Raw genomic sequence first — 16,786 nt, 5'->3', positions numbered from 1 at the left:
CGCGCTCTAACGCCGGGTGAGTTTCCCGACGCATTGATCATTTAGCATCGGAGATCGGCCAATGGAGCCTGCTCGCATACCGGACACTCGCTCGATAAGCGACGCGCCGCCCGTTCACGGACTGATCGCCGAAGGCGGCAGCTATTCAAATTGGGGCGGACATCGCGCCACGACGCCAGCCGTCTATGTCGAGCCGATCAGCTATGCGGATGTGCAGTCGATCGCGCGCGATCATGGGCGATTTCCGACCCCGGTCAGTCCGGTCGGTTCGATGCTGTCGGTCACCGACGCCATCGTTAACGACGGTGGAACGCTCGTTTGTCTGCGCAAGCTCGATTCAATTCTTGGGACAGAGACCGACGCGCTCGGGCGCGCCGTCGTACGCGTACAGGCGGGCTGCCGCTTGAAGAAGCTGAACATGTGGTTGAAAGAGCGCGGGCTTGAGATTCCCTTTCAGGCCGAGATCGGCGAAGCGACTGTCGGCTCGGTCGCGGTAGGGGATACGAAAGAGTCCTCACTTGACGCGCCGGGCTATTTCTCGGCCCATGTGGTCGAAGCGACTTATGTCGATGAGTTCGGCGAATTGCGAACCATTTTCGACTACGCCGACGGCCCGATATTTTATGAGTTCAAATGCAGCTTCGGGCTGATGGGAATTGTCGTCGAATGCTGCGTGGAAACGCGGCCGGCGCGGCTGTGCCGCAGCGACATTTCGCTCGAGACATATGAGACGCCGCAGCAGCTCGCGCGCGGCCTCCTCGAAAAGCGCGGACAGTGCGACGCGTTGCTCGCCATTGTGTTTCTCGACAAGCTTATCGGCGTTTTTGACCAGCGCTACGCGGCTGGCCCCGGGAGCGTCGCGCCATTCTCCCAATCGCGATGTGAAGAATTCCGAGTCGCGAAGCGGCTTGCGATCCAGCGCGGCTTCGATGGCGTCACGACGCCGCTGCCGAAAGGAATCCTTTATTCACGCGCCGACTTCGTGAACGAATATTGGCGGCCGTGCAAGGACGAGAAGCGGCTCGACTTTCAATACTACGAGCACGATATTTTCAAGCTGGAGCACGTGATCTCCGAGAGCTACGTTTTCGTCAAGGCTTTCGAGGAGGAGACAGGGTTCACGCCGGGCGGCTGGGCAACTTATTTCGTCAATCGTCTGCCTCGCGCCCAAAAGCCGTTCGGACTTTATTCGGATGGGCCCGGCGTGTCTTTTTCGTTCGACCCCTTCTGCAGCGATCCCTGCTCGCCGCGATGGCAGGATTTCTCGCGACGTTACAACCGGCTCGCGATCGATTCGCTCGGCGCCCGCGTTTCGCCAATTCAGACTCAGTGGCTCGGGAAAGGCGACGTTACGATACCGAAACGCTTGACGCGATCCCGCTTCACGACTCGTTATTTTGGCGAGTTCCTTGAATGATGTTCGATTGCGATTCGTATGCTGCGCGTCTCGACGACCCAGCAGGCTTTGGCTATGCTGTTTGCGATGCAAGGCCGCCGCGTCGGGGAACGACTGTTGACGTGCACAAATCTCTTGAAGCGCTTCTGCAGCGGGTCGCAAAAAAGGACCGCGCAGCCTTCCGCGATCTTTACGCCGCGACCTCGTCGCGGCTCTTCGCCGTCTGCCTTAACCTGCTGCGCGATCGCCCGCGCGCCGAGGAAGCTCTACAGGAGGCCTTTGCGCGCATATGGGAACGCGCGGCGAGCTTTGATGCGGGAAAAGGTGCCGCTCTCGCCTGGATGACCGTCGTGACCCGGCGAATCGCGCTTAATGAATTGCGACGGCGCGACAGCGCGCACGCGTCGCTCGAAGAGGAGGAAGCGCCGGAAATCGCGGCGGATCTTCCAGAGCACGATCCTTTGGCTAAGGGTCGCCTCATCGAATGTCTCGAAAAACTTGGCGAGGAACGTCGTCAATGGGTGCTGCTCGCCTACATCCATGGCTATTCTCATGAAGAGCTCGCGAAGCGTTTCCAGCGCCCGCTGGGCACGATGAAATCCGCATTGTTTCGGGGACTCGCTGACCTAAGAAGGTGCATCTCATGATGGACCCCGACGAGATTGACGCCGCACTGTTTGCGGTGGGAGCGTTGAGCCGCAGCGAGACGGAAATCCTGAAGGCGCGCCAGAGGCATGATTCTGCTTTCGCCGCGAAGGCACGTGAATGGGAGGGAGCGCTTGCGCCGCTTGCCATATACGCGGGCGACGTCGTGCCGCCGCCCGATCTCTTCGACAAAATCGAGGCGCGCATCGACGCGCGCGAGAAGCTTGATTCCATGAGCCGGACGCTTCGCGCCAATGAAGGCCAGTGGATTGCTCTCGGCCCGGGCGTTCGCATCAAGGAGCTACATCGTAACGTCACGCTCAAGCGCTGGACGATACTCGTCGACGCCGAGCCCGGCGCCATCTTTCCCGAGCATGAACATACGCAGGACGAGGAGATCTTCGTGATTTCTGGCGATCTTGCCTTTGGCGATGTGGAGCTCGGCCCGGGCGACTTTCATTTCTCGCCCAAGGGCAGCGTTCACGCGGCGCATCGCACCCGCGCCGGTTGCCGCTGCATTATCATTCAGGCGATGTGACCGCACGCAGAGCAAAAAAGATGCGGCCGCGAAACGCTCGCGGCCGCTTTGAATGCGCCAAACTCGTCACCGCATGACGCGGATGGTTCCGGTCATATTCGGATGCAGTCGGCAATAATAGGCAAAGTCGCCCGGCTTCTGCGCGCGCCAATGGGCGGGCTTTGACGTCGGCGTCGCAATGTCGAAGGCACCGTCGCGGGACGTCGCCGTGTGCTCGACAAAATCCTTGTTGGTCCAGGTCACCGTGTCGCCGATGCGAACGGTGACGACAGACGGCTTGAAGTCGAGATCGGCGATCACGACGCTCGCAGCCTCGCCGGCGGACGCGCGCGTCACGCCCGCCGGCAAGACCAGCGACGAGAACACCGCGTTGAGCGCGATGTTGCGCATCGGCGTCACTCCTTGCTCGCCGCGTGCTTGCGCGCGAGCCGTTCGACCATGTGCTCCGCATGTCGCTGGTGGCCTTCGAAAATTTTTAGGCCGACCTTGAGGAGATCTTTCAGTTCCCCATTGCTGGCGGAAGGAATGAGCTGTGTGTCGACGGCCGCATTCACCAGCGAATGATAGGCGACTTCATTCTCGGCATAGGCGCGGTCGAAGGCGGCGCCGGAGAGGCGTTTCAATTCGGCGCGTTTAGTTGCCGCCTGACTGGCGATCGTCTGGCTCGTCGCATTGTCTTCCGGCGTCACGCCGAGCTTCTTGACCAGCGCCAGAGCCTTGTCGTTGACCGCCTTATGATCCTTCACCATTTCCATGGCGAATTCGCGCACGACCTTGTTCTTCGAGCGCTTAAGGGCGATTTCGGCGTAGCCGATGTCGACCAGGCCGGCGGTATAGGCGATATGCGCGATCTGGGGATCAGTCGGCGTATCCGCCGCCCGCGCCGAAAGAGTCGTGGCGAAAACAAAGCCGGCGACGAGTGGAGCAATAACTTTCATGATGTCCTCCATTTGGATGCGGTCGTTGAACTGACCACAGCCATTACCGAGGACTGCAGAATTTGGATGCGCGATTTTTTAAAGAATGATGCTGGACGCTGCGCGCTGCCGGCCAGGGTTTGTCATTCCCGACGCGCGCAACGCGCGCGATCGGGAATCCAGAGTCACAACATGAGTCATGGGATTCCTCTGGATTCCCGGTCAGGCCTTCGGCCTGCCGGGAATGACAATGGCGCAAGCGACCGTTCGGCGGCGCACCTGTTCATGGGTCGAGGCCGTTCTTTTGCCTAAAGCCACGACACCTTTCCCGTGCCGATGTCATAGACGGCTCCGGCGAGCTTCACTTTTTGCGCGGCGACGGCCTCGGCGACGATCGGTTTCGCCGTCGTCAACCGCTTAACATTGTAGCGGACGTTCTGCGCGATCGCCGCGGCGAGCGGGTCCGCGGCCTTTTGCTTTTCCACCAAATCGATGGACGGCTTGATCGCATTGACGAGCTGAGGCAGATGCCCGGGCAGTTTGGTTTTTTCCTTTAAGACCTTGATCGTCGCGGCGACGGCGCCGCAATTGGAATGGCCGAGCACGACGATGAGCGGAATGCCGAGAATCTTCACGCCATATTCGAGGCTCGCGAGCCCGTCCGTATTGACGAAATTGCCGGCGACGCGAACGACGAAGAGATCGCCCAGACCCTGATCGAACGCGAGTTCCGGCGCGACGCGCGAATCCGAACAGCTCACCAATGCGGCGAAAGGATACTGAGCTTGCACGCGACCGGCCCGTCCGGCGGACAGATCGCGGTTGACCGCCGTATTGCTCGCATATCGCGCATTGCCGTCCACTAGACGCTTGAGCGCCTCGTCCGGCGAAACTGGAGCAGAAACGGCGGCGCCGGACGAAGATTGGGCGTAAGCATCGGCCAGACTGCCCATCAGGACCGTCGACGCGCCCGAAGCGACGAATGATCGCCTAGATAAATGGTGCGAATGATCGTTGCACATGTCGCTTCTCCCCCAGTCCTTCGCGCCCGCTCAAGCAAGAATGCCGCGTTCGATTTGAGCGATCGAATTGACTCCCGTCAAGGTCATCGCCACGCGCATGTCCTTGGCGAAAAGCTCGAGCATGTTCTCGACGCCAGCCTCGCCGGCCGCCGCCAGGGCATAGGCGGCGGCCCGCCCGAGCAGAACGCCCTTTGCGCCAAGCGCCAGCATGCGCACGACGTCCAGTCCGGACCGCACGCCGGAGTCGGCAAACACGGCAAGATCATTCCCGACGGCGTCGGCGATCGGCGGCAGCGCTTTAACCGTCGACAGCGCGCCATCGAGCTGCCGTCCGCCATGGTTGGAAACGACGATTCCGTCCGCGCCGAACCGCACGGCGTCCCTCGCGTCCTCGGGATCCAATATGCCCTTGATGATCAATGGGCCCTTCCAGAAATCGCGAATCCATTCGAGGTCCGACCAGCTGATCGACGGATCAATGTTTTTCCCTAGCCAGCCGATGTAATCCTCAAGTCCGGTCGCCTTGCCAAGATATTTGGAGACATTGCCGAGATCATGCGGTCGGCCGCGCAGTCCGACATCAAGAGTCCAGCGGGGCTTCGTCATCGCCTGAAGCAGGCGTCGTGTTTTCTTAAATGGTCCCGACATGCCTGATTGAGCGTCGCGATAGCGCGACCCATGCACCGGCAAATCCACCGTGAAGACGAGAATTTCGACGCCGGCGCGCTGGGCGCGCTCCAGCATGGACTGCATGAAGCCGCGGTCCTTCAGCACATAGAGCTGAAACCAAATCGGGCTCGGGCAACTCGTCGCGACTTCCTCCAGCGAGCAGATTGAGAGCGTCGACAGCACATAAGGCACGTTTTTTTTCGCCGCGGCGCGCGCCGCCTGGACCTCGCCGCGACGAGCGAACATTCCACTCAGGCCGACCGGTCCCAGAATCACCGGCAGTTCGGATCGCCGACCAAACCACTCCGTCGCGAGGCTGAGATCCGAAACATTCTTCAGCGCGCGCTGTCTTAAATTCACGGCTCTCAGATCCGCGACATTGGCCCGCAACGTGTCCTCGGCGTTCGCTCCGCCGTCGATATAATCGAAGAGAAATCGCGGTAGCCTGCGCTGCGCGGCCTTTCGATAATCCAAAGCCGATGAAACGATCATTCGATGCTCCAACCAGACCTTGAGTTCGCCAAGGCCGAGCGCGGCCGCCAAGGCGAACGCCCGCCGCTTTGATCGCAGCGGCCCGGCGCATCGTCAAACCTTATGGTCGAGTGATCTTCGGCGCTGACCGCCCGGTCGCAACGCCTGGAGGCAGGGATTGCGTGATCGCCGCGCGTCACTCCGCGGCGTGCTGCTCCCGCAGGCCGCGCGCGAGCCGCTCCCGCTTCAAGAGTTCGGCGACGAGGAACGCCACTTCGATCGCCTGTTCCGCATTCAGCCGCGGATCGCAATAGGTGTGATAGCGATCGCGCAGATCGCTCTCCGAAATGGCGCGCGCGCCGCCCGTGCATTCGGTCACGTCCTTGCCGGTCATCTCGAGATGGATGCCGCCGGCATAGGAGCCTTCGGCCTGATGCACGGCGAAAAAGCTGCTGATTTCCGACATGATCCGATCGAACGGCCGCGTCTTGTAGCCCGCGGCGCTGATCGTATTGCCATGCATCGGGTCGCAGGACCATACGATGTTGCGGCCTTCGCGCAGCACCGGCCGCACCAGCGCCGGCAGCGCATCCTCGATCTTGTCGGCTCCAAAGCGGCAGATCAGCGTCAGCCTGCCGGGTTCGTTCTCCGGATCGAGGGTTTCGATCAAGCGCAAAAGCGCATCGGGTTTGAGGCTCGGGCCGCATTTCAGTCCGAGCGGATTTTTGACGCCGCGCACGAATTCAATATGCGCGCCGTCCTCCTGCCGGGTGCGGTCGCCGACCCAGAGCATATGGCCGGAAGTGGCGTAATAGTCGCCGGTCGTCGAATCGATGCGGGTCATCGCCTGTTCGTAGCAGAGCAGCAGCGCTTCATGCGACGTATAGAAGTCGGTGCCGCGCAATTCCGGATGATGTTCCGGATCGAGGCCGATGGCGCGCATGAAGGAGAGCGTCTCGGTAATCTGATCGGCGAGCTTCTGATAGCGCTCGGACTGCGGGCTGCTCTTGACGAAGCCCAGCATCCAGCGATGGACGTTTTCGAGATTGGCGAAGCCGCCCGCCGCGAAGGCGCGGATGAGGTTCAGCGTCGCCGCCGATTGCCGGTAGGCGAGCAACTGGCGCTGCGGATCGGGTTCGCGCGCCTTGGCGGTGAAGGCGAGATCGTTGATGATGTCGCCGCGATAGCTCGGCAGCTCGACCTCGCCCTGCTTTTCCATAGGCGCGGAGCGGGGCTTGGCGAATTGGCCGGCGATGCGCCCGACCTTCACCACCGGCGAGGCGGCGGCATAGGTCAGCACCACCGCCATCTGCAGGAAGACGCGGAAGAAGTCGCGGATATTGTCGGCCGAATGTTCCGAGAAGCTTTCGGCGCAGTCGCCGCCTTGCAGCAGGAAAGCCTTGCCGGCGGAAACCTCCGCCAAATGGCGCTTCAGATTGCGCGCTTCGCCGGCGAAGACCAGCGGCGGGAAGCCGGCGAGCTGGCGCTCGACGTCGGCGAGCGCCGCCTGGTCCTGGTAGGCCGGCGTCTGCTCGATCGGCAAATTCCTCCAGCTCGTTGGCGACCACCGTTCCACTTCGCAAAACTCCGCAAGATCAACGCCTCAACAGGCGTAGAAGGCCGTCTCGAAGCGACGCCAGCGGCGCTTATAGAGGATTATGACGGCGAATGCGACCCTTGCCCCACCCTCGCCCCACACTTGCCCAACGCTTGCCCCACCCTCGCATCCGCCTGCTCAAATTTGGCGAAGCCAGCGGCGAGCGGCTATAACGCCGGGCCGCGGGGGCGGCCGAGCGAGGGGACGAACCGGGGCGATGCCGTTTATTCTGTCGCAGTTCATCGAGGCGAGCCGCTGGCTCGGCGCGCTCGTGGTCCTCGCCGTCCATACGTCCAATCTTTTCATCAATATCGCCGACATTATGAGCGCGCCCCACGCCCCGCTCGTCTATGTCTGGTGGTTCTACTCCGCCTTTGAGCTTGGGCATCAGGCGGTGCTCGCCTTCTTCGTGATGTCCGGCTATCTCGTCGGCGGCGCGGTGCTGGCGCATCTGCGCAAGAACCAGGACTTCCTGCGCGAATATTTCATTCATCGCGTTTCGCGAATTTACCTGGTGGTCGGCCCTGCCGTCGTGCTCACGCTCGTTCTAGATTCGCTCGGCGGATGGCTGTTCGCCAGCAGCGGCGTCTATGATTGGCCGCTGTTCAAAGGCCATTTTTCGGCGCTTCTGTTTCTTGCGAGCTTTCTCAACCTGCAGGGCATCGGCTTCGATTATTTCGGCACCAACGGGCCGCTATGGTCGCTCGCCTGCGAGTTTTGGTACTACATCACCTTCCCGCTGCTGCTGCTGCCCTTCGCGCGCAACTATCCGCTCGCCCTGCGCCTATCGGGTTTCGCGCTCGGCGCGGCGCTCTTCCTGGCGATTTCGACGCCGCCGAGCTGGTTCAAATTCGGCTATATTCTATGGGCCGGCGGCGCCTTCGCCACTCTCCTGCCAGGGCCGATCATCCGCTCGCGCTGGGGGGCGCTCCTCCTTTACGCCGCCGTCGTCGTCATCATCCGACTGGTGGTGCGCGGCCATCTCCTGGAGGCCCATCCCTGGATGGCCGACGCGGCTGATCTGCTTGCGTCCGCCCTGTTCATCGTCGTGCTGCTCGCCTTCCGTTACGGACCGTCCGAAGGCTTTTCGCTGCTGCGTTTCAAATTCCATAAGACGCTCGCCGATTTTTCCTTCTCGCTCTACAGCATCCACATGCCGATCCTGATCTTCGTGCGCGCGGCGGTCGGCGGCACGATGGGGAATGAATGGGCGACGCAGCTGGCGACGCCGGGAAATTACGCCGTGGGCTTTTCGGTGATGGGGATCGCCATCGTCTGCGGCTATTTCTTCTCGCGAGTCACCGAGGCGAAGACCGGCGCGGCGCGGCGCAAGCTTCGCGCCCTTCTCGACAGATGGTCGCCCGAGCGCGCGGCGCCGGCGCCCGCGCAAGAGCCCGTCCCGGCGCAGCATCCTGCTGCCGCGCAACGGACACGCGAGCGGATCGAAGCTTAAGCCGGATACAGCATCCGTTTAAATTGGCTCGGTTGTCATTCCCGACGCGCGCAACGCGCGCGATCGGGAATCCAGAGCAAGACCAGCGTTCGTGGATTGGCTCTAGATTCCCGGTCAGGCCTTCGGCCTGCCGGGAATGACAATATCCGAGCGAACCGATCAGGCGGAATTCGTACGCGTCCCAAGCCGCCGCGCCGGCGCGCGCATCGTGACAAGCTCTTCCGCCATCGTCGGATGCACGGCCATGGTCGCGTCGAAATCGCCCTTCGTCGCGCCCATGCGCAGGGCGATGGCGACGAGCTGCGCCATCTCGCCCGCCTCGGGACCGAAAATATGCGCGCCAAGCACGCGCTCGTTCGCGCCATCGACAATGAGCTTCATATAGACGCGTTCAGCGCGTCCCGAGAGCGTCGCACGCATTGGCCGAAACTGCGTCTCATAAATGTCGACCGCGCCATGCCGCGCGAGCGCCTGGGCTTCGGTCAGTCCCACAGTTCCAATCTCGGGCGTCGTGAAGACCGCGCTTGGCGTGTGCTCATAATTGATCGTCGTCGGCGTCGCGCCGAAGACGCTGTCGGCAAAGGCTTGCCCCTCGCGAATGGCGACCGGCGTTAAGTTGATGCGATCGGTGACGTCGCCGACCGCGTAAATCGATTCGACATTGGTGCGCGAATATTCGTCGACCGCCACCGCGCCATTCTCGCGCAAGGCGACGCCCGCCGCCTCCAGTCCGAGATTCTGCGTCATCGGCCTGCGGCCGGTCGCCACCAGCAGGCAGTCGACCGTCAGCGGCGCGCCGTCGCTCATTTCGACTTCAAGACCGCCGACGCATTTCGTCACGCGCGTCGGAAGCGCGCCGGCGCGATGTTCGACGCCCGCAGCTCTTAGCGCATCGGCAAGGCGCGCGCGCAGATCATCATCGAAGCCGCGCAACGGCAGATCGGCGCGATAGGCGAGATCGACCTTGGCGCCGAGCCGCGCGAAGACGCTCGCGAATTCGACGGCGATATAGCCAGCGCCGACGATCAGCAGCCGTTGCGGAAATTTCGGAAGATCGAAAATCTCATTCGAGGAAATGCCGAATTCGATGCCCGGAATATGCGGGGCAAGGACCGGCGCGCCGCCGGTTGAGATGAGAATATGTCCGGCGCGGGCGGAGCCGCCATTTGAGAATCGCACGCCGTTTGGATCGGTGAGCGTCGCGCGCGCGCGGATGAGCTCGACGCCCGAATTCGCGAGCGTTTCGGCGTAAAGGTTCGAGAGTCTCGTGATCTCCTTTTCCTTGGCGGCGACGAGCGCCGGCCAATCGAAAGAAATATCGCCGACGCGCCAGCCAAAGCCGGCGGCGTCCTCGAATTCGTCACGGAAGCGGCTCGCGAGCACGTAAAGCTTCTTTGGGACGCAGCCGCGAATGACGCAGGTGCCGCCAACACGAAATTCTTCGGCGATCGCGACTTTCGCGCCATGGCTGGCGGCGACGCGCGCCGCCCGGACACCGCCGGACCCCGCGCCGATGACGATAAGGTCGTAGTCGAACGTCATGAGGGTTCGCCCGATATGTTGCCGATGATGCGCACGCCTTCGGCGCCGGCGATGAAGATCGCGGTGGCGAGGCCGATGAACAATCCGTGATCCACGACTCCGGGAATCGCCGACAGCCTGGCGGACAAAGCTTCGGGATCGACGATGGCGCCAAAGGCGCAGTCGACGATGTAATGGCCGCCGTCGGTGATGTAGCGTTCGCCGGGCGCCGCTTCACGCATCATCAGCGGTCCGATAAGTCCGAGTCCGCGCGCGACCCGCTCGATTTGCAGGATCGTCGAGCGTGCGCCGAACCGATCGATTTCGACCGGCAGCGGGAAGGCGCCGAGCGTGCGCACCTCTTTCGTCGCATCGGCGATGACGAACATGCGCGTCGACGCGGCCGCCACAATCTTTTCGCGCAGCAGCGCGCCGCCGCCGCCTTTGATGAGGCGCAGCGCGGAGTCGAATTCATCGGCGCCGTCGACGGTCAGATCGAGTTGCGGGGTCTCGTCGAGCGTCGAGAGCGCGATCCCGAGGCTTTCCGCCTGCGCGCGGGTGCGCTCGGAAGTCGGCACGCAAAGGACGTCGAACCCCTCTTTGACTCGGGCGCCGAGAAGATCGACGAAATGCGCCGCCGTCGATCCGGTGCCGAGCCCCAGCCGCATGCCATGCGTGACGGACTCGAGCGCCGCGCGCGCGGCGGCGCGCTTCATAGCGTCGGCGGAAAGTGCGGTCATGCGGACATTCGCTTCGTTGCGTCGCCCGCTTATTTCGCCGGCGGCGTGCAGACCACCGAGGTTTCATTGAGGACGAAGCAGATCGACATCATGCCCGAGCGCAGATCGACGCGGAACACGCCGCCCTCGCCGGTATGGCGCGAAGCGACCAGCGCATATTCGCTGAAGGCGCCGGCTCTTGCGCCCTCGCCCGGCGGGTAGCACAGCGTCACGCCGATCGCGGCGCCTTCTTTGAGGCCATATTGGCAGGCGCCAACCTCGCCATTAGATCGGTCGAGGCGAAACACGCGATTGAGGTCGGTCTGCGGCGCGGCAAGAAATTCATAATTGGCGGCTGCGGCCGCCGACGCGCCACGCCCGGCGACGAAAGGGCCGGCTAAAACAAGCGCGCCGGCTGTGAAAACAGCAAGTCGCCCTATTAGGAAATGGCGCGTTCCACGCATAGCTGCACTCCCTGTCGCGAATCGGTGGGCGCAGTTTACACGCAGTGCCTGCGTGGGCGGAGCGGGTAATTTTCGCGGTTCGCCCAGCGCCGCTTGATCCGGGAGGGCGGCGCGGCTAGGTCCTGACGCTATGACGACGCGTCCTCCCGTTCTGGTTTTCGACCTCGACGGCACATTGGCCGACACCGCCCATGATCTCATCGGCGCGCTCAACGTGCTTCTGGCGCGGGAGGGGCTGTCGCCGGTCGCTCTTGAGGTCGCCCGGCCGCTGGTCGGGGCCGGCGCGCGGGCGCTGATTGAACGCGGCTTCGCCCGCCAGGGCGCGCCGCTCGACGGGCCGCGCACGGACGCGCTGGTGCGTGACTTTCTCATTCACTATGAGGCGCATATCGCCGACGAAAGCCGCCTCTTTCCCGGCGCGCTGGCGGCGCTCGACCGGTTCAAGACGGCTGGGTTTCGCCTCGCCGTTTGCACCAATAAGCCCGAAGCTCTGGCGCGCCTGCTGCTGCAAAGACTTTCGGCGGCGGACCGTTTCGCGGCGATCTGCGGCCGCGGCAGCTTTCCCATGCATAAGCCCGATCCGCGCACGCTTTGGCTCACGATCGAAGCAGCCGACGGCGATCTACGACGCGCAGTGATGGTTGGGGATTCGAAGACCGACATTGACACCGCCCGCGCCGCCGGAACGCCGTCGGTGGCGGTGGATTTCGGCTATACCGACACGCCGGTCGCGGCCTTCTCGCCCGATCGAGTCATCTCGCATTTCGACGAGCTGTGGGACGCGGTGGCGTCGCTGGATGCGGCGCAGTTCCAGCGAGCGCCTCAGGCACAATGATCCTTTGAGCCGCTTTTCCGCTAAGGCCGGCGCCGCGCAAAATTCCGGGAAGGGTTCGCGCCATGGAGAAAATGCATTTCACCCGGATGGACCAGGGCACCGACGAAGACTTTCGAATTCTCAAGCAGGTTCACGAACACACGCTCGACGAATTGCCGGACCGGCTCTTTGGACTGCTGCGCGATCTGAGCCGGGACACCGCCTATAACATCACCCGCTACGACCATTGTCTGCAGTCGGCGACCCGCGCGCTGCGCGACGGCAAGGACGAGGAATATGTCGTCGTAGCGCTGCTGCACGATTGCTGCGAGACGCTTGGCCCGTTCAATCACGGCGAGGTGATCGCCGGGATTTTGAAGCCGTTCATCAGCCGCGACAATTATTGGATGCTGGCGCAGCACGGCCTGTTCCAGACCTATTTCTACGCCGCGCATCTCGGCCTCGACCCCAACGCCCGCGACAAATTCAAGTCGGACCCCGCCTATGAGCGAACGGTCGAGTTCTGCGCCAAATATGACGAAGTCTCCTTCGATCCCGCCTATAAGAGCGAGCCGCTTTCGACCTTCGAGCCGATGGTGCGCCGCGTTCTGGCCAAGGATTGGACGCCGCCGTGAGACTTGCGGGAGCGGCGCGCGCAGGTTCCAGCCTCGCCGCAGCGGGGGCGATCGGGGGTCCCAATCGAGATTAGCGAGGCGCCATCTCACCGCGTCATGGCCGCGCTTGTCGCGGCCATCCACGCGACGACGCGCTACAAATCTGAAAATGTGAGCGGGACATGCCTTCTCGGCGCGAAACATTTCGCGATGTCCCGGCATGGATGGCCGGGACAAGCCCGGCCATGACGGCTGAAGGTGAGCCGAAATTGACCTGGATTCGGAGCCCTGCGGGCGCGATCTGCGATCTTGACGGAGGGCGCCGGGCTCCCCTACACGAGGGGTATCGATCGCCAATGGCGACGGGCGGCTAGCTCAGCGGGAGAGCACTCCCTTCACACGGGAGGGGTCACAGGTTCAATCCCTGTGCCGCCCACCATTTAAGTGGTTGAACCAGAAGCGTTTGCTGGATCACCATCGAAACAAGCACACCTCCATCTTTTCAGTCTGTCACGCCCTGGTCACACCGACGGAGCGACAGATGGCATCCTTGCGTAAGCGCGGAACGTAATGGCAGGTTCAAGTTAGGCGGGAGGGACACCCAGACGTCTCGAAGACATTCCACCTCAGAGAAGACGCCTTGAGGTGGGCGAGGGAGCACGAGCGCCGAATTGACCGTGGCGAGCCGATCCCCACAGCCCCTTTCCCACTCGGTTCCGAGTTGAAGCTTGCTGACGTGCTAAGTCGCTACGAGAGCGACGTTCTGCCGACCAAGAGAACGCGAGGCGTAAACGAACGCTTTCACCTGAGACCGATCTTGCGTCACCCGCTCGGCAATCTGAGCATCCTGCATGTTTCCCCGGCCTCGATAGCGAGCTACAGAGACTTTCGGTTAGCTCAGGTCTCGCCTTCGACCGTCCGAAGAGAGCTTGGCATCCTCATGCATGCTCTTAGGCTCGCCAGAACCGAGTGGGGAATACCCGTCCCCGAACTCGGGTCGATCATCAAGCCATCTGAAAACAAGCCAAGGGAACGAAGGCTTATTGAGGAGGAACTCAAGGCATTGGATGAGGCGCTTCGTCAGTGTCGCAACAAGTTCATTAGACCAGCATTTCTGTTTGCGTTAGCCACAGGGATGAGACGAGGCGAGATGCTTTCGCTGCGATGGAGCAACGTGGACCTTGAGACAAAAACTGCGTTCCTACCCATCACGAAGAACGGTCGCCCTAGGTCGGTGCCTCTGTCTCCACAGGCTCTCTCAGTCCTGCATAAACTTGAAAGGCCTCGGGAGGATGAGCGTGCTTTCCCGATTTCGGCGAACAGCCTTAGGTTGGCTTGGGAGCGTGTCCGACGCAGAGCCAACGTCCAAAACTTGCGCTTCCATGACTTGAGACACGAGGCGATCAGCAGGTTCTTCGAGCAAGGCTTGTCCGTGCCAGAGGTGAGCCTCATCAGTGGTCACCGTGATCCCCGGATGCTGTTTCGCTACACGCATCTTAAGGCGGCTGATGTAGCTGCAAAACTCGCTCGGTAGCGCTCTCGAACTTCGGAACGAACGGCGGGCAATAACCCGCCATGTGCGCCTTGTCTATGCGATCCGCGACAGGTTCACATTCACCAACGATCAACAAATGGCGATCCGCGAATTGCGATAGCAAACTTCCCAACTTGCAACATTCCTAAACTCAACTCGCTAACATCGAAGCCATTGATCGTTAGATCAGTGGTTTTTTGTCTGAATCGTTCTGATGAAAGCTTCAATCGTTCTGACTTCACTCACTCAATCGAATTGGAAGTTAACGATTGAGTTTTCATAACGAACTCAAACGCATTGCAAGTTTGAGTAGACTCAATTTTTCAAGTCATTTAAATATAACTCAACGCGGAATTGAATCCATGTTTACATAACATACTCCAGAGCTAATTGACATTTGACTTTAGCTTTGCCATTTTTAGTTGAAAATCACGCTCTTTTGGGGTTGCCAAAAAGAACAAGCAGTGAGATTTATTTGGTGGTGTAGACCCGCCCTTAATGGAGCGCCCTGAAATGACGCAAACTGGAAAGCGTAAAATGGCCCTTCGCGCCGCGCGCATGTCCGCAACCATCCGATTCCCCGTGCCGCTTTATGAGCGCGTCAACGCGGCGGCGCAGGCGGCAGGCGTGAACCACAATGAGTGGCTGATCACGGTCGCGGAAGCCATGCTGGCCGCTGTCGAGCGCAAAGAGGCGACCGCGCCGGCGCAGCAGTAACGCAACCATTGGCGACAGGGATTCTGCGGCAGGCCGACGCCCATCAAAAAGATGAAGGCGCAGGCCGGGGAGCCATACGCCTTCGGCGTTTACTCTCTCGAATGAGAGTCAACAGCATCCATCGCGACACACGTTGCGCTGTGATTATGAAATTGCCGGGAACTGCTAGAGTAGAACGGCCTTCGGCCCTCTCCCGGTCGCGCTGGACGCGAGCACGCAGCTTCAACCGAACATCGGAAGCGCCCTGCGCGGGCGCGTTGGAGCGTTGCGTGATGAATGAGCATCTCAACGAAAAAGACCCGGCTCGTGTGCGAGACGAGACCGGGCCGGATAACAGCTCGAACGCCACAAAGAATAATAGCACAGGTGGAAATGGCAAGGACCATTCGCGCCCCGATGATCGACTGTCGCTTGTCGATCTTGCCCCAAAGTGTGTTTGGGTTGGGTGGAGAGTCGAGACACGCCCCGGACAGGATAAGGCGACGAAAGTTCCATACGATCCCATCAAAAATCGTTGGGCGAAGTCTGACGACGTCAACACTTGGGGAACGCTACAGCAAGCCAAAGATTGGGCGCGCAAATCCCAAGGTGGCGATGTTGGCGTCATGCTTACCGATATCGGCGACGGCTTGCATCTTGGCGGAATTGATCTTGATACATGCCGCGATCCGCAAACTGGCGTGATCGAAGAATGGGCGCTCAACGTCATTCGACGCTTCGACAGTTACACGGAGGTTTCGCCGAGCGGCACCGGACTCAAAGTTTTCTTTGTTTGTCGAATCGAAGATAAAGACGAACTCGATAAGTTATTCGGCGGAGAGGCCAAACTTGGCAAACAATTCAAGAAAAGCGCCAAAGGCGATCATCCGCCAGCAATCGAAGTTTATCGCGGTAAGCGATATTTTGCAGTCACATGGGCGCAGTTCGAAACTCATGCGAGCCTGCGCTGCATTCCCATTGAGGATATGCGCTGGCTTCTGCAAGAGGCTGGACCGGCGTTCGCTGGTAAGAGGGCGCGCGCGGAACGAACGCAGCACCCGAGAGACGCTGATGCTGCGCACGACGACTCGCGTTCTGGAAAGGCGTTCCGCGAAGGCGGACGGTTAAAGAAAGAAGGCGCGAGCTATGAGGAAATGGTCGAGGCCCTGAGCAATCACGACGATTCCGAAATCATAGATTGGGTGAATGAGAAAGGCTTGGCCAACGACGAGCGGGAGTTGAGGCGGATTTATGAGAAAACGGAAACAGCACGCGATGAATATGCCTGCGATCAACAGATAAATGCAAGACTCGATGAGTTGATTGAAGAGCGAAAAAAATTCGCGAAAGAGAGCCGGGAATATAAAGACATTAAAGACGAAGCGATCAAATTCTTGTCGGAAATGTCTCTCGACTATCGCGGCGATCCAGAGTTTATGAAGCACTTCCGCTATGATTGGGGTATCACCAGTGCGGCGCTTAATGAGCGCCTAGAAGACGAACAATCAAAACGGCGGCGCGAGCAAGAGGCGCAACAAGGCGGCAATCCCGATGATCAGCAAGTCGTCGCGCTAAATAAGGATTATTGTTTTGTGATCGAAGGCGGCAAGGCCACCGTCTATCATGAATGTTATGACCCTGTGTTAAAGCGCCATTTCCTCGCGCCGCTAGGTCCGCGTGATTTTCAATATGCGTTCGAGAATCAGCGGATCATTA

At 60.9% G+C, this 16,786-nt stretch carries 17 protein-coding genes and 1 tRNA gene; 10 read left to right on the top strand and 8 right to left on the bottom strand.

What is annotated here, in order from left to right:
- Positions 1–61 precede the first annotated feature (61 nt).
- The 3 genes from AB7I51_RS06070 (at position 62) to AB7I51_RS06060 (ending at position 2,579) form a co-directional block, all read left to right on the top strand.
- Entirely contained in the window at positions 62–1,417 is a 1,356-nt protein-coding gene (locus tag AB7I51_RS06070; RefSeq protein ID WP_428403380.1) for an FAD-binding oxidoreductase, read from the top strand.
- Positions 1,418–1,518: 101 nt separating this feature from the next.
- Complete coding sequence (locus AB7I51_RS06065; protein WP_428403379.1) at positions 1,519–2,043, top strand: sigma-70 family RNA polymerase sigma factor; 525 nt, start codon at positions 1,519–1,521, stop codon at positions 2,041–2,043.
- Complete coding sequence (locus AB7I51_RS06060; RefSeq protein WP_428403378.1) at positions 2,040–2,579, top strand: cupin domain-containing protein; 540 nt, start codon at positions 2,040–2,042, stop codon at positions 2,577–2,579. The genes AB7I51_RS06065 and AB7I51_RS06060 overlap by 4 nt, the downstream gene beginning before the upstream one ends.
- Before the next feature lie 66 nt (positions 2,580–2,645).
- Here the strand turns inward: AB7I51_RS06060 and AB7I51_RS06055 are convergent, their stop codons facing one another.
- From AB7I51_RS06055 to AB7I51_RS06035, 5 genes are all read right to left on the bottom strand, one after another.
- The gene (locus AB7I51_RS06055) at positions 2,646–2,969 is read right to left on the bottom strand and encodes a cupredoxin domain-containing protein (RefSeq protein ID WP_428403377.1); all 324 of its coding nucleotides are present in this window, start codon (positions 2,967–2,969) and stop codon (positions 2,646–2,648) included.
- 5 nt (positions 2,970–2,974) lie between these two features.
- The gene (locus AB7I51_RS06050; RefSeq protein WP_428403376.1) at positions 2,975–3,517 is read right to left on the bottom strand and encodes a DUF4142 domain-containing protein; all 543 of its coding nucleotides are present in this window, start codon (positions 3,515–3,517) and stop codon (positions 2,975–2,977) included.
- 287 nt (positions 3,518–3,804) lie between these two features.
- A complete protein-coding gene (locus AB7I51_RS06045) occupies positions 3,805–4,518 on the bottom strand; it encodes a carbonic anhydrase (RefSeq protein WP_428403375.1) in 714 nt (237 codons plus the stop codon).
- Positions 4,519–4,548: 30 nt separating this feature from the next.
- On the bottom strand, positions 4,549–5,679 hold the full coding sequence (gene lldD / locus AB7I51_RS06040) for an FMN-dependent L-lactate dehydrogenase LldD (protein WP_428403421.1): 1,131 nt from the start codon (positions 5,677–5,679) through the stop codon (positions 4,549–4,551).
- Between the two features lie 175 nt (positions 5,680–5,854).
- Positions 5,855–7,234: a class II 3-deoxy-7-phosphoheptulonate synthase gene (locus tag AB7I51_RS06035; RefSeq protein ID WP_428403374.1), complete on the bottom strand. Its 1,380-nt coding sequence runs from the start codon at positions 7,232–7,234 to the stop codon at positions 5,855–5,857.
- A 238-nt stretch (positions 7,235–7,472) separates the two neighbouring features.
- Between AB7I51_RS06035 and AB7I51_RS06030 the strand changes: the two genes are divergently transcribed.
- Positions 7,473–8,708 carry an acyltransferase family protein gene (locus AB7I51_RS06030; RefSeq protein WP_428403373.1) on the top strand — a complete coding sequence of 412 codons (1,236 nt, stop codon included), beginning with the start codon at positions 7,473–7,475 and terminating at the stop codon, positions 8,706–8,708.
- Positions 8,709–8,867: 159 nt separating this feature from the next.
- Here AB7I51_RS06030 and gor read toward each other — a convergent pair whose 3' ends face one another.
- The 3 genes from gor to AB7I51_RS06015 are packed head-to-tail and all read right to left on the bottom strand — an operon-like array spanning position 8,868 to position 11,412.
- Positions 8,868–10,250, bottom strand: a complete 1,383-nt coding sequence (gene gor / locus AB7I51_RS06025; RefSeq protein ID WP_428403372.1) for a glutathione-disulfide reductase — start codon at positions 10,248–10,250, stop codon at positions 8,868–8,870.
- Positions 10,247–10,969 (bottom strand): ribose-5-phosphate isomerase RpiA, encoded by a 723-nt coding sequence (rpiA, locus tag AB7I51_RS06020; protein ID WP_428403371.1) that lies wholly within the window; start codon positions 10,967–10,969, stop codon positions 10,247–10,249. The genes gor and rpiA overlap by 4 nt, the downstream gene beginning before the upstream one ends.
- Before the next feature lie 29 nt (positions 10,970–10,998).
- Positions 10,999–11,412 (bottom strand): hypothetical protein, encoded by a 414-nt coding sequence (locus AB7I51_RS06015; RefSeq protein ID WP_428403370.1) that lies wholly within the window; start codon positions 11,410–11,412, stop codon positions 10,999–11,001.
- 130 nt (positions 11,413–11,542) lie between these two features.
- On the opposite strand from AB7I51_RS06015, the gene AB7I51_RS06010 reads away from it, so the two are divergent.
- From AB7I51_RS06010 to AB7I51_RS05985, 6 genes are all read left to right on the top strand, one after another.
- Positions 11,543–12,247: an HAD-IA family hydrolase gene (locus tag AB7I51_RS06010; RefSeq protein ID WP_428403369.1), complete on the top strand. Its 705-nt coding sequence runs from the start codon at positions 11,543–11,545 to the stop codon at positions 12,245–12,247.
- Positions 12,248–12,318: 71 nt separating this feature from the next.
- Positions 12,319–12,861 carry an HD domain-containing protein gene (locus AB7I51_RS06005; RefSeq protein WP_428406156.1) on the top strand — a complete coding sequence of 181 codons (543 nt, stop codon included), beginning with the start codon at positions 12,319–12,321 and terminating at the stop codon, positions 12,859–12,861.
- A gap of 343 nt (positions 12,862–13,204) precedes the next feature.
- A tRNA-Val gene (locus tag AB7I51_RS06000) sits at positions 13,205–13,279 on the top strand.
- 501 nt (positions 13,280–13,780) lie between these two features.
- A complete protein-coding gene (locus AB7I51_RS05995) occupies positions 13,781–14,374 on the top strand; it encodes a site-specific integrase (RefSeq protein ID WP_428403420.1) in 594 nt (197 codons plus the stop codon).
- 513 nt (positions 14,375–14,887) lie between these two features.
- Complete coding sequence (locus AB7I51_RS05990; protein ID WP_428403367.1) at positions 14,888–15,091, top strand: hypothetical protein; 204 nt, start codon at positions 14,888–14,890, stop codon at positions 15,089–15,091.
- A 272-nt stretch (positions 15,092–15,363) separates the two neighbouring features.
- Positions 15,364–16,786 (top strand): hypothetical protein (locus AB7I51_RS05985; RefSeq protein ID WP_428403366.1); only part of this gene is annotated, 1,423 nt, incomplete at its 3' end.

Source organism: Methylocystis sp. (genome assembly GCF_050246715.1).
Classification (GTDB): domain Bacteria; phylum Pseudomonadota; class Alphaproteobacteria; order Rhizobiales; family Beijerinckiaceae; genus Methylocystis.
Note: the sequence above shows the minus strand (reverse complement) of the source record. Positions and strands in the feature narration are given on the sequence as shown.